This window comes from Streptomyces sp. BPTC-684, assembly GCF_030028635.1.
Classification (GTDB): domain Bacteria; phylum Actinomycetota; class Actinomycetes; order Streptomycetales; family Streptomycetaceae; genus Streptomyces; species Streptomyces noboritoensis.
Genome location: NZ_CP124863.1, coordinates 3,479,456 through 3,493,687, shown reverse-complemented (window position 1 = coordinate 3,493,687; position 14,232 = coordinate 3,479,456). Strand labels below are relative to the sequence as shown.

Annotated in this window: 13 protein-coding genes; 9 read left to right on the top strand and 4 right to left on the bottom strand. The window is 72.0% G+C overall.

Annotated elements, in window-relative coordinates; translation table 11 throughout:
- Window positions 1-131: 131 nt before the first annotated feature.
- Together QIY60_RS15655 and QIY60_RS15650 are read left to right on the top strand one after the other, a co-directional pair.
- Complete coding sequence (locus tag QIY60_RS15655) at window positions 132-3,098, top strand: AfsR/SARP family transcriptional regulator (RefSeq protein ID WP_283143004.1); 2,967 nt, start codon at window positions 132-134, stop codon at window positions 3,096-3,098.
- Window positions 3,099-3,397: 299 nt separating this feature from the next.
- Window positions 3,398-3,715: a hypothetical protein gene (locus tag QIY60_RS15650; protein WP_283143003.1), complete on the top strand. Its 318-nt coding sequence runs from the start codon at window positions 3,398-3,400 to the stop codon at window positions 3,713-3,715.
- 324 nt (window positions 3,716-4,039) lie between these two features.
- Here the strand turns inward: QIY60_RS15650 and QIY60_RS15645 are convergent, their stop codons facing one another.
- Window positions 4,040-4,768, bottom strand: coding sequence for a helix-turn-helix domain-containing protein (locus tag QIY60_RS15645; RefSeq protein WP_283143002.1), 729 nt, complete (start codon window positions 4,766-4,768; stop codon window positions 4,040-4,042).
- Between the two features lie 226 nt (window positions 4,769-4,994).
- Here QIY60_RS15645 and QIY60_RS15640 point away from each other — a divergent pair, with 226 nt between their 5' ends.
- Genes QIY60_RS15640 through QIY60_RS15630 form a run of 3 tightly spaced genes read left to right on the top strand, consistent with a single transcriptional unit; the run spans window position 4,995 to window position 7,440 of the window.
- Complete coding sequence (locus QIY60_RS15640; protein WP_283143001.1) at window positions 4,995-5,663, top strand: DUF4097 family beta strand repeat-containing protein; 669 nt, start codon at window positions 4,995-4,997, stop codon at window positions 5,661-5,663.
- A 35-nt stretch (window positions 5,664-5,698) separates the two neighbouring features.
- The gene (locus QIY60_RS15635) at window positions 5,699-6,655 is read left to right on the top strand and encodes an ATP-binding cassette domain-containing protein (protein ID WP_283143000.1); all 957 of its coding nucleotides are present in this window, start codon (window positions 5,699-5,701) and stop codon (window positions 6,653-6,655) included.
- Complete coding sequence (locus QIY60_RS15630) at window positions 6,652-7,440, top strand: ABC transporter permease (protein ID WP_283142999.1); 789 nt, start codon at window positions 6,652-6,654, stop codon at window positions 7,438-7,440. The genes QIY60_RS15635 and QIY60_RS15630 overlap by 4 nt, the downstream gene beginning before the upstream one ends.
- A 281-nt stretch (window positions 7,441-7,721) precedes the next feature.
- Here the strand turns inward: QIY60_RS15630 and QIY60_RS15625 are convergent, their stop codons facing one another.
- Complete coding sequence (locus tag QIY60_RS15625) at window positions 7,722-9,353, bottom strand: FadD3 family acyl-CoA ligase (protein ID WP_283142998.1); 1,632 nt, start codon at window positions 9,351-9,353, stop codon at window positions 7,722-7,724.
- A 150-nt stretch (window positions 9,354-9,503) separates the two neighbouring features.
- Here QIY60_RS15625 and QIY60_RS15620 point away from each other — a divergent pair, with 150 nt between their 5' ends.
- From QIY60_RS15620 to QIY60_RS15610, 3 genes are read left to right on the top strand one after another with little or no spacing between them, the layout of a single operon-like run.
- On the top strand, window positions 9,504-10,646 hold the full coding sequence (locus QIY60_RS15620) for a lipid-transfer protein (protein ID WP_283145943.1): 1,143 nt from the start codon (window positions 9,504-9,506) through the stop codon (window positions 10,644-10,646).
- A gap of 1 nt (window position 10,647) precedes the next feature.
- Window positions 10,648-11,079, top strand: a complete 432-nt coding sequence (locus tag QIY60_RS15615; protein ID WP_283142997.1) for an OB-fold domain-containing protein — start codon at window positions 10,648-10,650, stop codon at window positions 11,077-11,079.
- Window positions 11,076-11,846, top strand: a complete 771-nt coding sequence (locus QIY60_RS15610) for an enoyl-CoA hydratase/isomerase family protein (protein WP_283142996.1) — start codon at window positions 11,076-11,078, stop codon at window positions 11,844-11,846. Before QIY60_RS15615 ends, QIY60_RS15610 begins: the two co-directional genes overlap by 4 nt.
- A 271-nt stretch (window positions 11,847-12,117) precedes the next feature.
- On the opposite strand, the gene QIY60_RS15605 is transcribed toward QIY60_RS15610, so the two are convergent.
- Window positions 12,118-12,783 carry a TetR/AcrR family transcriptional regulator gene (locus QIY60_RS15605; protein ID WP_283142995.1) on the bottom strand — a complete coding sequence of 222 codons (666 nt, stop codon included), beginning with the start codon at window positions 12,781-12,783 and terminating at the stop codon, window positions 12,118-12,120.
- 177 nt (window positions 12,784-12,960) lie between these two features.
- Here QIY60_RS15605 and QIY60_RS15600 point away from each other — a divergent pair, with 177 nt between their 5' ends.
- Window positions 12,961-13,530, top strand: a complete 570-nt coding sequence (locus QIY60_RS15600; protein ID WP_283142994.1) for an NADPH-dependent FMN reductase — start codon at window positions 12,961-12,963, stop codon at window positions 13,528-13,530.
- Window positions 13,531-13,551: 21 nt separating this feature from the next.
- On the opposite strand, the gene QIY60_RS15595 is transcribed toward QIY60_RS15600, so the two are convergent.
- Window positions 13,552-14,061, bottom strand: a complete 510-nt coding sequence (locus QIY60_RS15595; protein WP_283142993.1) for a hypothetical protein — start codon at window positions 14,059-14,061, stop codon at window positions 13,552-13,554.
- Window positions 14,062-14,232 lie beyond the last annotated feature (171 nt).

The window sequence follows — 14,232 nt, the reverse complement described above, 5'->3', positions numbered from 1 at the left end:
ACGCGCCGGTGACCTGTAACGAAAGTGTGCGGAGGCCTTGTGCGGAGCGTCACCCGTAGCTGACGCGCATGCCATGGACAGGGCAGACTGGCACGGGCATTACCAGCGCTACGGGGGCACAGGGGGTCGCTATGGACCGAAACGGCGAGCCGCGCATTCCGGAGCAGCGGGCTCCGGTCCCGGCAGCGGACGCCGGCCAGGCCGCGGACACCGCGGACCTGCGCTTCGGCGTGCTCGGAAGCGTACGCGCGTGGCGCGGGGCCGACGTCCTGCCGTCCGGCTCGCCGCAGCAGCGCGCCCTGCTCGCCGCGCTGCTGCTGCGCGACGGCCGCACGGCCACCGCGGCCGAGCTGATCGACGCCATCTGGGGCGACGAACCGCCCTCGCAGGCCCTGGCGGCGGTACGGACGTACGCCTCGCGGCTGCGGAAGGCGCTGGGCCCTGGCGTCCTGGTGAGCGACGCCGGCGGCTATGCCATCCGGCTCTCCTCCGGCGTCCTCGACCTCGCCACCGCCCAGGAGCTGGCCGCCGAGGCCGAGAAGGCGCGCGCGGGCGGCGACCAGACCAGGGCGCGCGAGCTGCTGAAGGCCTCGCTCGCGCTGTGGACCGGCGAGCCGCTCGCCAATGTGCCCGGCCCGCACGCGGACACCGAGCGGACCCGGCTCGTCGAGTGGCGCCTCCAGCTCACCGAGGCGCGGCTCGACATGGAGCTGGACGCCGGGTGCCACGCCGAGGCCGTCTCCGAACTGACCGCGCTCACCGCCGCGTACCCGCTGCGCGAGCGGCTGCGGGAGCTGCTGATGCTGGCGCTCTACCGCAGCGGCCGCCAGGCCGAGGCCCTCGCGGTGTACGCGGACACCCGCAGGCTGCTCGCCGACGAGCTCGGCGTCGACCCGCGCCCCGAACTCTCCCGCCTCCAGCAGCGGATCCTGCGGGCCGACGAGGACCTGGCCCGGCCCGCCGAGGCGCCCGCCGCCCCGGCGCCCGTCCGGGCGGCCCAACTCCCCGCCTCCGTGCCCGATTTCACCGGCCGTGTCTCCTTTGTCCAGGAGCTGTCGGCGCGGCTCGCCGCCGCCGACACCACCGTCATGGCCGTCTCCGCGCTCGCCGGGATCGGCGGCGTGGGCAAGACGACGCTCGCCGTGCACGTCGCCCACGCGGCCCGCCCGCACTTCCCCGACGGCCAGCTGTACGTCGACCTCCAGGGCACCGGGCCGCGCGCCTGCGAGCCGGAGGCGGTGCTCGGCGCGTTCCTGCGGGCGCTCGGCACCCCCGACGCGTCCATCCCCGACTCGCTGGAGGAGCGCGCGGCCCTGTTCCGCTCCACGCTCGACGGCCGCCGGGTCCTGGTCCTGCTCGACAACGCGCGCGACGCCGCGCAGGTGCGCCCCCTGCTGCCCGGCACGGCGGGCTGCGCCGCGCTGGTCACCAGCCGGATCCGGATGCTGGACCTGGCCGGGGCGTATCTGGTCGACCTGGACGTGATGTCGCCGGAGGAGGCCCTCCAGCTCTTCACGAAGATCGTGGGGAAGGAGCGGGTGAGCGCGGAGCGCCAGTCGGCGCTCGACGTCGTCGCCGCCTGCGGCTTCCTGCCGCTGGCGATCCGCATCGCCGCCTCCCGGCTCGCCTCCCGCCCCACCTGGACCGTCTCGTTCCTCGCCGCCAAGCTCGCCGACGAGCGGCGCCGCCTGGACGAGCTCCAGGCGGGCGACCTCGCGGTCAAGGCCACCTTCGAGCTCGGCTACGGCCAGCTGGAGCCCGCCCAGGCCCGCGCCTTCCGGCTGCTCGGCCTGCCCGACGGCTCGGACATCTCGCTGGCCGCGGCCGCCGCCGTACTCGACCTGCCGCTCCAGGAGACCGAGGACCTGCTCGAATCCCTCGTCGACACCAGCCTGGTGGAGTCGGCGGCCCCCGGCCGCTACCGCTACCACGATCTCGTACGGCTCTACGCGCGTGCGTGCGCCGAGCGCGACGAGGACCCGCCGTCCGGGCGGGCCGCGGCCATGTCGCGGCTGCTCGACTTCTATCTGGCCTCGGCCGCCCGGGTGTACGCGATCGAGCGGCCCGGCGACCGGCTGGTGGAGCACCTGGCGCCGACCCAGTACCCGGGGCTGCCGTTCGCCGACGGACACGCGGCGGTGGACTGGCTGTACGCGGAGGCCAACTGCCTGCTGTCGTGCGTCCACCAGTGCGCGGGCGACCCCGCGCTGCTGCGGCGCGCGGTGGACCTGCTGTGGGCGGCGAAGGACCTCGCCGAGTCGGGGGCCAACTCGCGGCAGTACGAGACGACCGCGGTGGCCGTGCGCGACGCCGGGCAGGAGCGGGGCGACGCCAGCGCCGAGGCGCGGGCCCGGCTGGCGCTCTCCACCGTGCTGCTGGTCTCCGGCCGCTTCGAGCAGGCCGACGAGGAGGCGCGGCTCTCCTCGCTGCTCGCCAAGGAGGCCGCCGACCCGATGCCGGCCGGAGCCGCGCCCAACGACCGCGGGATCATCGCGTTCTACCAGAACCGGCACGCCGACGGCGAGCGCTTCCTGAAGGAGGCGATCGACAACTACCGCGCCGACGGCAACCGGCCGGGCGAGGCCAGCGCGCTGTGCAACCTCTCCCGTATCCACGTGAACATGGGCCGCACCGCGAGCGCGGTCGAACTCGCCCAGCGCGGGCTCGACATCTTCAACGAGATGGGCCTGGCCCTGCGGGTCGCCAACGGCCGCTTCGCGCTGGGCATCGCGCTGACGCGGGCGGGCCGCCTGGACGACGCGCTGTCCCAACTGGGCCAGGCCCTCCAGGTCTTCCAGGACAACCGCCAGCGCCTGTGGGAGGGCACCACGCACTTCCGCATCGCCGAGGCCCACTTCGCGGCGCGGCGCCCGGCGCGGGCGGCCCAGCACGCGGAGCAGGCGCTGGCGCTGCGCTGCATCGGCGGCGAGTGGATGCGCGGCAACGTCCTGACGACGCTGGGCCGCGCCCTGGACCAGCTCGGCCAGGCGGACCGGGCGCGCGCGTGCTGGCGCGAGGCGCTGGCCATCTACGAGTCGACGGGCGCGGCGGAGGCCAAGGACGTACGGCAGCTGCTGAGCCCGATGGCGGCGGCGTAGCGGGTACGGTTCACTGCGGCCGGGTCTTTGACGAGGCCTTTCGCCGGCGTACGGGGCTTTCGCCGCGGCTGTCCGCGCAGCTGTCCAAGCTGTTGTCGACGCCGTTTAGCCATCGTTTATCGCCCCTCGGCACTCTCTTACTCAACGATCCGCCGCGTCGGGGGGCAGGCGGGTCGACGGTGGGCCTCCCCGCTAATGTGGACGGCCCTTGAAGTGCCCGTCCGGCGACCCTCGGGGGAGCCGCCGGGCGGGCACCGTTCACAGCACGACATGCAGCAAACTCAGGGGAGCTGAACACGATGAGTGACGGAAACAAGCCCGAGATCGGCGACACCACGACGCAGGAGAATCACGCGGGGGGCCCGGGCTCCGGCACGGGCACGGGCACGATCCGCCCGCTGGAGAACCACGCCGGCCTGCTCGGCGGCGACGGCAAGATCAAGCCGCTGGAGAACCACGCGGGTCTGGTCGGCGGCGACGTGGTGAAGCCGCTGGAGAACCACGCCGGACTGATCGGCACGGGCGGCCCGGTCAAGCCCATGGAGAACCACGCGGGCCTGATCGGCGCGGACGTCCTCAAGCCCCAGGAGAACCACGCCGGTTCCGAAGAGGCCTGAGTACTACTGCTGGGCGGGGGTCGGCCGCGGCGACGCGGAGGGGGGCCGTCGCGGCCGGCGGCATACGGGGGAGCACGGGGGAACCACCGGGCCAACGGGGGAACGGGGGCCACGGGGGATCGCCGGGGACGCGTACTTGGGGGTGCGCGTCCCCGACGGGGGAGCAACGGGGGAAGTACGGGGGATTACGGGGGAACGGGGGAAGCAGGGGGGAGAACGGGGGAAGCAGGGGGGAGAACGGGGGAAAGTACGGGGGAAACCGAGCGCCCCGCGGCCGGACGTGCCGCGGGGCGCTCGGTGTTGTTCGAGGGGACGGGGCCGGGCTCAGGACGCGGGCGGCGTTTCGGCCTTCGTGTGGAGGACCTCGCGGGCCTGCTCCGCGGCGCGTATGAGGCTCTCGCCGACGAAGTCGAGGAAGCGGGCGATGTTTTCCAGGCGGGCGGCGGCCGGAGTGCCGGGGCCGAGGACGCCCACGCCCTGCCGGGCGATCTCGACGATCTGGGCGTTGGCCCGGACGCTGGCCATCATCGACTGGTACCAGATGTCGTCGTCGATGAAGTAGCGCTCGCGGCGGCGCTCGTCGCGTTCCCGGCGGACCAGGCCCTGGCTGTCGAGGAACGCGATCGCCTTGGAGACGGACGCCGGGCTGACCTGGAGGCGCCGGACGAGCTCGGACGCGGTGAGGCTGCCCGCGTCGGTGAGGGTGAGGCAGGCCATCACCCGGGACATCATCTTGGGCATGCCCGACGCCATCATGACGGTGGTGAGCGCCTCCTCGTACTCGCGCACCGCCTCGGCGTCGCGCCCGTACGCCTGCGCCGGCGCCTCCGCGTCCCGGGGCGCGGGCTGCGTGCGCCGGTGGGCGCGGCGTTCGGTGGCGCGGTGGGCCAGGTCGGCGCGGTAGGCGGTGGGGCCGCCGTTGCGCATCACCTCGCGCGTGACCGTCGAGGTGGGGCGGTCGAGCCGTCTGGCGATCTCCGCGTAGGCGAGGCCGTCGGCCAGCCCCAGCGCGATCTGCTGGCGCTCCTGCTGGGTGAGCCTGCCTCCCGGCATCGCGATCTCCTTCGTGTGTCCGTGATGCCCCCAGCATAGCGTTCACGCTCAATCCATTGCAACGATCGAGAGGGGTGTTGTTGCATTAAAGCACAGACCATTGCAACGATTTACTGGCTTTGACCTGCATAAATACAGATTCCACGCAACGAGCCTGTTGCCGTTTTCATGAACGCAACGTAGCTTTTCCCTCATCGGAAACGACAACGAAGCGAAGGAACACACCGTGCAGAAGTTCGCCACCACCGCCCCGATCTCCGCCGTCCTCGACATCCCCGCCGGACACATCCGCTTCATCGCCGCCGACCGGGCCGACGCCACGGTCGAGGTCCTCCCCGCGAACGCCTCCAACGGCCGCGACGTGAAGGCGGCGGAGCAGACCACGGTCGAGTACGCCGACGGCGTCCTGCGGATCGAGGCCGCACCGGCGAAGAACCGGATCCTCGGAAGCTCCGGATACGTCGAGGTGACGGTCCAGCTGCCCGCCGGCTCCCGCGTCGAGGCGAAGGTGGCCGACGCCGAGTTCCGGGGCGTCGGGCGGCTCGGCGACGTCGTCATCGAGGGCGCGCAGGGCTCGGTCAAGCTCGACGAGACCGCGAGCGCCCACCTCACCCTCCAGGCCGGTGACGTCTCCGTCGGCCGCCTGGGCGGCCCCGCGCGGATCAGCACCCAGAAGGGCGACCTCCGGATCGCCGAGGCCGTGCGCGGCGCGGTCGAACTGCGCACCGAGGCCGGCGACATCTCGGTCGGCGCCGCCCGCGGAGTCTCCGCCTCACTGGACGCGGGCACCGCGTACGGCCGGATCCAGAACGCGCTCATGAACACCGAGGGCGCCGCCGGTCTGAACATCCACGCGACCACCTCCTACGGCGACATCACCGCCCGCAGCCTCTGACCCCCGACCCCGCAGCCTCTGAAGGAGCACCCCTCATGACCAGCTTGGCCATCGCGGCGAACGGGCTGCGCAAGTCGTACGGCGACAAGGTCGTGCTCGACGGCATCGACCTGGCCGTCCCCGAAGGAACCGTCTTCTCCCTGCTCGGCCCGAACGGCGCGGGCAAGACCACCGCCGTGAAGATCCTCTCCACCCTCGTCCCGGCGGACGCCGGGGACCTGCGCGTCGGCGGCCACGACCTGGCCGCCGCCCCGCAGGCGGTGCGCGCCGCGATCGGCGTCACCGGCCAGTTCTCCGCCGTCGACGGCCTGATCACCGGCGAGGAGAACATGCTCCTCATGGCGGACCTGCACCACCTGTCCAGGCGGGAGGGCCGCCGGGTCACCGCCGAGTTGCTGGAGCGGTTCGACCTCACCGAGGCCGCGAGGAAGCCCGCCTCCACCTACTCCGGCGGCATGAAGCGCCGCCTGGACATCGCCATGACCCTGGTCGGCAACCCGCGGATCATCTTCCTCGACGAGCCGACCACCGGCCTCGACCCGCGCTCCCGGCACAACATGTGGGGCATCATCCGCGAGCTGGTCTCCGACGGCGTGACCGTCTTCCTCACCACGCAGTACCTGGAGGAGGCCGACGAACTCGCCGACCGCATCGCGGTGCTGAACGACGGCGGGATCGCCGCCGAGGGCACCGCCGAGGAGCTGAAGCGGCTGATCCCCGGCGGGCACGTCCGGCTCCGCTTCACCGACCCGGCGGCGTACCGCAGCGCCACGTCCGCGCTGGGCGAGGTCACTCGGGACGACGAGGCCCTGTCGCTCCACATCCCCAGCGACGGCAGCCAGCGCGAGCTGCGCTCCCTCCTCGACCGGCTGGACTCGGCCGGGATCGAGGCGGACGAACTGACCGTGCACACCCCCGACCTGGACGACGTGTTCTTCGCCCTGACCGGCGGCACCACCCTCCCCAGCCAGCCCAAGGAGTCTGTCCGATGAGCACCTTCGCCCTCGCCGTACGCGACTCGCGGACGATGCTGCGCCGCAACCTGCTGCACGCGCGCCGCTACCCGTCCCTCACCCTGAACCTGCTGCTCACCCCGGTCATGCTGCTCCTGCTCTTCGTCTACATCTTCGGCGACGTGATGAGCACGGGCATCGGCGGCGCGGACCGCTCCGACTACATCGCCTACATCGTCCCGGGCATCCTGATGTTGACCATCGGCGGCACGGTGATCGGGGCGGCGGTGTCCGTCGCCACCGACATGAACGAGGGCATCATCGCCCGCTTCCGTACGATGGCGATCCACCGGGGCTCGGTGCTGATCGGGCACGTCGTGGGCAGCGTGCTGCAGTGCGTGATGAGCGTGGTCCTGGTCGGCGCCGTCGCGGTGGCCATCGGCTTCCGCTCGACGGACGCGACGCCCCTGGAATGGCTGGCGGCGTTCGGGCTGCTGGTGCTCTTCGCCCTTGCCCTCACCTGGATAGCCGTCGGCATGGGCCTGGCCAGCCCGAACGCCGAGGCCGCCGCCAACAGCGCACAGCCGCTGGTCATCCTGCCGCTCATCTCCAGCGCCTTCATCCCGGCCGACACGATGCCGGGCTGGTTCCAGCCGATCGCCGAGTACCAGCCCTTCACCCCCGCCATCGAAACCCTGCGCGGCCTCCTGCTCGGCACGGAGATCGGCAACAACGGCTGGCTCGCGGTGGCGTGGTGCGTGGGCCTCGCGGTGCTGGGCTACGTCTGGTCGACGTCGAGGTTCAACGGCGAGGCGACCAAGTAGCCACCGTGGGTCGAAGTCCGCCTGCGGGCTGTCGTGGGCTGGTCGCGCAGTTCCCCGCGCCCCTTAGATGCGCCCCTTCGGGGCGCCCACTAGGGGCGCGGGGAACTGCGCGAGCAACCCAGCACGGCCCGCAGACGAAAGAAGCGGGGCGCAGGGGCCGCAGGCCCCGCAAGGGGGTCCGGGGCGAAGCCCCGAGGGGGTGCAGGGGCGCAGCCCCGCCCGGGGTCCGGGGGCGCAGCCCCCGGGAAACGAGCCTCCACCCCCACCCGCCCCCGGAGGGTCTAGGGAAGGGGCGGGGTGGGGGACAACTCCCGGAGCACACCCTTCACCACCTTCCCCCCCGCATTCCGCGGCAACTCCCCCAAGAACCACACCTCCCGCGGCACCTTGAAGTTCGCCATCTCCCGCCGCGCCCAGGCGATCAGCTCGTCCGCCGAAAGGCCGGACCCGGCCCGCCGCACCACGAACGCCCGCCCCACCTCCCCGAGCCGCCCGTCCGGCACCCCCACCACCGCCACGTCCGCGACCTCCGGATGCAGCCCGAGCACCTGCTCGATCTCGGCGGGGTACGCATTGAAGCCCCCCACGATGAACATGTCCTTGATCCGGTCCGTGATCCGCAGGTTGCCCGCCGCGTCCAGGACCCCCACGTCCCCGGTCCGCAGCCACCCGTCCCCCGTGATCGCCCGCGCCGTCTCCGCCTCGTCCTCGAAGTACCCGCGCATCACGTTGAACCCGCGCACCAGCACCTCCCCCGGAGAACCCCGCTCCGCCAGGACCCGTACCTCCGTACCCGGTATCGCCCGCCCGGACGTGGCCGCGATCACCTCCGCCGGGTCGCCGCGGCGGCACATCGTGACGATGCCGCTCGCCTCGGACAGCCCGTACGCCGTGAGCACCGTCCCGATCCCCAGCTCCGTCCGCAGCCGCTCGACGAGCCGCAGCGGGACGACCGCCGCGCCGGTCACCACGAGCCGCAGCGCGGACAGGTCGTGGGCCGCTCTCGCCGGGTGGTCGAGGAGGGACTGGTGGAGCGTGGGCGGGCCGGGCAGTACGGAGATGCGCTCGGCGGAGATGTTCGCCAGGACCGTCTCGACGTCGAACACCGGCTGCGGCACCATCGTCGCGCCCCGCATCAGACAGGCGATGATCCCCGCCTTGTACCCGAAGGTGTGGAAGAAGGGGTTCACGATCAGATAGCGGTCGCCCTCCCGCAGGCCCGCGAGCTCGCTCCAGATGTCGTAGCCCCGCAGCGTCTGCGCGTGCGTGATCACCACGCCCTTGGGGCGGCCCGTCGTACCGGAGGTGAAGACGATGTCCGAGGCGGCGGAGGGGGACACCGAGTCCGCCCGCCCTCGTACGTCCGCCGTCGGGACGCCTTCCCCTGCCGCCAGGAAGTCCTTCCAGGTCCAGAAGTCGTCCGGCGCGTCCTCCGCCAGGACCACCACCTGTTCCAGATGCGGCAGTCCGGGCAGCGGCCCCGCGCCCTCGCCCTCGGCGGCGGCACGCCGCAAGGTGGCAACGTACGACGTCCCCAGGAACGTTCCCGTCACGAACAGCAGCTTCGCCCGGCTGCGTTGGAGCACGTACGCCGCCTCCGCGCCCTTGAACCGCGTGTTCAGCGGGACCAGCACCGCCCCGGCCGTGACCGCGCCGAGCGCGGAGACGATCCAGTCCAGGGTGTTGGGTGCCCACACCGCGACCCGGTCGCCGCTCTCGACCCCGGCCGCCATACAGGCCGCCGCCGCCCGTTCGACCCGCTCGCCGAGCTCCGCGTACGAGACGCGGGTGCGGCCCTCGACGACGGCCTCCCGCTGTCCGTACCGCTCGGCCGCGCTCCGTACGAGCGCGGGGACGGAGCCCCGCTCCAGGTCTCCCCGCTCCAGGTCTCCCCGCTCCAGGTCTCCCCGCATGGCGAACCCTCCCACCCGCAGTAGCTGAGCAATTCATCGACCGACCCACGCGCTAGCTGACTGTCCGTCAGATTAGCTGTACCCTTCCTCGCTGTCAGCAGCAATTCCAGCGGCAATGGCGCACGGGGATCGCGGAGGTGGCGGGTGTCGATGCTCAAGGACGCGACGGCGATCGCGGGCATAGGCCAGACGGAGTTCGCCCGCCGACTGGGCGACTCCGAGAAGAAGTTGGCCTGCCGGGCCATCCTCGCCGCGCTCGACGACGCCGGGATCTCCCCCTCCGAGGTGGACGGCTTCGCCTCGTACACGATGGAGGAGACCGACGAGGTGGAGGTCGCCAAGTCCATCGGCGCCGGCGACGTCACCTTCTTCGGCAAGGTCGGCTTCGGCGGCGGCGGTTCCTGCGCGACCGTCGCCCATCTCGCCGCCGCCGTCGCCACCGGTCAGGCGAACGTGGGGGTCGCCTGGCGCTCCCGCAAACGCGGCAGCGGACCGAGGCCGTGGACGAACACAGCGGTCCAACTCCCCACCCCCGCCCAGTGGACGCGCCCCTTCGGGCTGCTGCGGCCCGCCGACGAGATCGGCATGCTGGCGCGGCGCTATATGCACGAGTACGGCGCCACCCGCGACCACCTCTTCAACGTCGCCCTCGCCTGCCGCAACCGCGCCAACCAGAACCCGGCCGCGATCATGTACGAGCGGCCGCTGACCCGCGACATGTATATGACCTCGCGCTGGATCAGCGAGCCGCTCTGCCTCTTCGACAACTGCCTGGAGACGGACGGCGCGCTGGCCTGCGTGATCGTCTCCGCCGAGCGCGCCCGCGACTGCCGCCACAAGCCGGTGTACGTGCACTCCGCCGCCCAGGGCCTGCCCGCCCAGCACCACGGCATGGTCAACTACTGGAACGACGACCCGCTGACAGGACCCGCCTGGACCGCCGCCCGCCACCTGTGGAAACAGGCCGACTTCGGTCCCCAGGACGTCGACGTGGCCCAGATCTACGACGCGTTCACCCCGCTCGTACCGCTCTCCCTGGAGGGCTACGGCTTCTGCGGCCGGGGCGAGGGCGCCGCCTTCACCGAGGGCGGGGCCCTGGAGATCGGCGGCCGGCTGCCGCTCAACACGGGCGGCGGCGGCCTGAGCGAGGCGTACGTCCACGGCTTCAACCTCATCAACGAGGGCGTGAAGCAACTGCGCGGCACGTCCACGGCACAGGTGCCGGACGCGGCGACGTGCCTGGTGACGGCAGGCGAGGGCGTCCCCACATCGGCTGTTCTGCTGAGGAGTTGAGATGCTGACCCCGGCGATCGACGACGACGGCGCCCCGTTCTGGGGGTACGCCGCGCAGGGCGAACTGCGCGTCCAGGCGTGCGCCGCCCCCGACTGCGGCCGACTGCGCTTCCCGCCCCGGCCGTGCTGCCCGCACTGCCACTCCTTCGACAGCGAGTGGCGCCGGATGTCCGGGCGCGGCCGCATCTGGTCGTACGTGTTCCCCCACCCCCCGCTCCTGCCGGAGTACGCGGCCCAGGCCCCCTACAACGCGGTGGTCGTCGAACTCGTCGAGGACCCCCTGATCCGCCTGGTCGGCAATGTGGTCGCCGCCCCGGACGCACCACTGGACTCGGTGGCACCGGAGCGGCTGCGGATCGGGGCGCGGGTGCAGGTGGCGTACACGGAGACGGATGGCGTGACCGTCCCCCGCTGGCTCCTGGAGCGCCCGTGACGCTGGAGGTCGTACGGGACGAGAAGACGGGCGTGGCGGTGGTGAGGCTGAACCGCCCGCACAAGCTGAACGCGATAGACGCGGAGACGGCGGCGGAACTGTCTTCTGTCTGGCGGCAGTTCCGCTACGACGACACGATACGGGCGATCGTGCTGACGGGCTCGGGCGAGAAGGCATTCTGCACGGGCATAGACCGAGCGACGGCGGTCCCACAGCCACCATCCCCATACTCGATGGACGACCCCCTCCTCACGATCGGCCCGAAGGCGAACGACCTGTGGAAGCCGGTGATCGCGGCGGTGCGGGGGATGGCGTGCGGCGGGGCGTTCTATCTGCTGGGCGAGGCGGAGTTCGTGATCGCCGCCGAGGACGCCACGTTCTTCGACCCGCACACGACGTACGGGATGGTCAGCGCGTACGAGTCGGCCTACCTGGCCACCCGGATGCCCCCCGGGGAGGCGGCCCGGCTCGCCCTGATGGGCACGGCGGAACGGGTCTCGGCCCGCCGGGCGTACGAGACGGGCCTGGTCAGCGAGGTGACGCCGCCGGGCGAGGAGGTAGCGGCGGCGCGGCGCTGCGCGGAGGTCCTGTCCGCCTACCCCACGGAGGCGGTCCAGGGCACGGTCCGCGCTCTGTGGACGACCCGCTCCCCCACCCTGACCCAGTCCTTCGCCCAGGCGCCGCATCTGATCGCGCTGGGGAATCTGCCGCCGAGGAGGCAGGCGGAGTTGTTCGGGGGGAGGGGCAGGGGGTTCAGGGTGAGGTGATTCGTCTGCGGGCGGGCGGGGGCTGGCCGCGCAGTTCCCCGCGCCCCTTATCGGCCCGGTGTTTGTCTGCGGACCGTCGGTGGTTGCTCGCGCAGTTCCCCGCGCCCCTTAAGTGCCGCTGCGCGGCAATCCCCTGGGCGCCCCGCAGGGGCGCATCTCAGGGGCGCGGGGAACTGCGCGAGCAACCACCGACGGTCCGCAGCCGAAACACCCGGCCGCCCGCCAGAGGGCTTTCGGGAAGGGGCGGGGTGGGGGATCCCCGCCGGAGGCGCTACCCGGCCCCCACCCCGTACCGCGCCAGAAACACATCCACCCCCGCCACCACCAACGCCTCCACCTCGTCGTGGGACGGCGCATACTCGGGGTCGAACGTCTTCGCCAGCTGCGGAATCGAGATCGTCACGCTGACCAGCTGCTTCACCGCCAGCTCAGGATCCGCCACAGCCAGCGAACCCCGCCGAGTGAGCTCGGCAAACGCCTCGACCAGCGGCGCGTTCATCGCCGCATAGCTGCGCCGGAACCACAGCCGCCCCAGCTGCGGAAAGCGGTCGACCTCCCCGATCACCAGCCGCCGCAACCGCACGATCCGCTCGTCGAGCTGGATCAGCGTCCATTCGAGCTGCACCTCGATCAGCGCCGAGCGCAGGTCGACGGCCCGGGTGAGCGCGGTGCCGTGCGGCTCCAGCTCCTCGTACGCCCCGTTCAGGACCGAGCCGATGACCGCGAGGAACAGCCGCTCCTTGCTGCCGAAGTGCTTGTACACCGTCGGCTTGGACACCCCCGCGCGCGAGGCGATCGCGTCGACCGACACCGCGCTGTACCCCCCGGCCAGGAACTCGGCCAGGGCCGCCTCCTCTATGGCCCGCCGCTTCACCTGGGAGACGCTCACGGCCTCCGGGATCACCGGGATTCCGTACGCGTCCACGTCCTCGCTCATCGCTCTCGCCCTCCGCCGCCGCCTCCACCTGCCTGTCCGGCCCAGTATGCCTGACTGAACCGTTCAGCTGACTAAACCACACGGTGTAGTTGCATGAATGAACTGAACGGTTTAGTGTCATCGACATCGCCGCAGGGGCAACACCCGCCCCGGGGCGCACACTTGGGAGGGAAACCAATGAGCGACTTCAAGATCCTCGGCATCTCGGGCAGCCTGCGCGCCGACTCGCACAACAGCGCCCTGCTGCGGGCCGCCCAGAAGTTCCAGCCCGGCGGCCTGGACATCGAGATCTACGAGGGCCTGCGCGACATCCCCCCGTACGACATGGACCTGGACACCCCCGAGAACCGCCCGGCGGTCGTCGCCGACCTGCGCCGCCGTATCGACGAGGCCGACGGCGTGCTGATCGCGACGCCCGAGTTCAACTACTCGATCCCGGGCACGCTGAAGAACGCGATCGACTGGGTCAGCACCGACTGGACCAAGCAGGAGGGGCTGCCGCTGCGGCACAAGCCGATCGCGATCATGGGTGCGGCGCCGACCAACTTCGGCACCGTCCGCGCCCAGTTGGCGCTGCGTCAGGTGTTCGTCTGGACCGAGAGCGACGTCGTGGTCAAGCCGGAGGTCCAGGTCTTCCGTGCGCACGAGCGGTTCGACGCGGACGCCAACCTGGTCGACGACATGACCGTGGACCTGCTGCGCGGCCTGCTCACGGCGCTCAAGGGCAAGGTGGAGAAGAACCGGTAGAACCGCTGGACAGGAGCCGGGTCAGCTCCACTCCATGACCCGCACCACGCGGCACTCCTTGACCTTGTCGAGCCGCGACGTCAGCGCCATCGGCACCTTCACGGTCTCCGTCGCCCCCGCGTCGAGGGTGACGAAGGCGGAGCCCGTGTCGACGGTCTCGCCGGCCGCGCCGAGGAACGCGACCTCCAGGCGGTACCGGTGGCTGCCGCTCGCCAGCGGGTCGCCGGTGACCCGTACGGTCGCGGAGGTGACGGCCGGGCGCTTGCCCTTGGCGGGCGAGACGCAGGTGACGACGGTCCCCGTGGCGGTGGCCGAGGGGGACGGCGTGGGGCTCGGGGTGTACGAGCCGGAGTTGGAGCCGGACCCGCCACTGCTGCTGCCGTAATCGTCGTCGTGGCGGTATCCCGAACCGCCGTTACTCTTGTGGGAGTTGGAGCAGCCGCCACCGCCGCCGCTGCTCTTCCCGTGGCCGTGCCCGGAGAACCCGGTCAGTGCCAGCACCACTCCGGCCAACACGGCCGTGAACCTCATCCGTCGACGGAACACCGCGCCCTACCCCCCGTACCGAAGCCTGCCGAAAACCGCCGACACCGTAACAGCAGGGGCGGGTGGGACTCGGGCTGTCCGGCGCCCGCCACACGATCTCCTCGGCGTCCACGTCGTACTCCCACAGCCCGGCCGGGCGCCCGCTGGCAGGGGGGC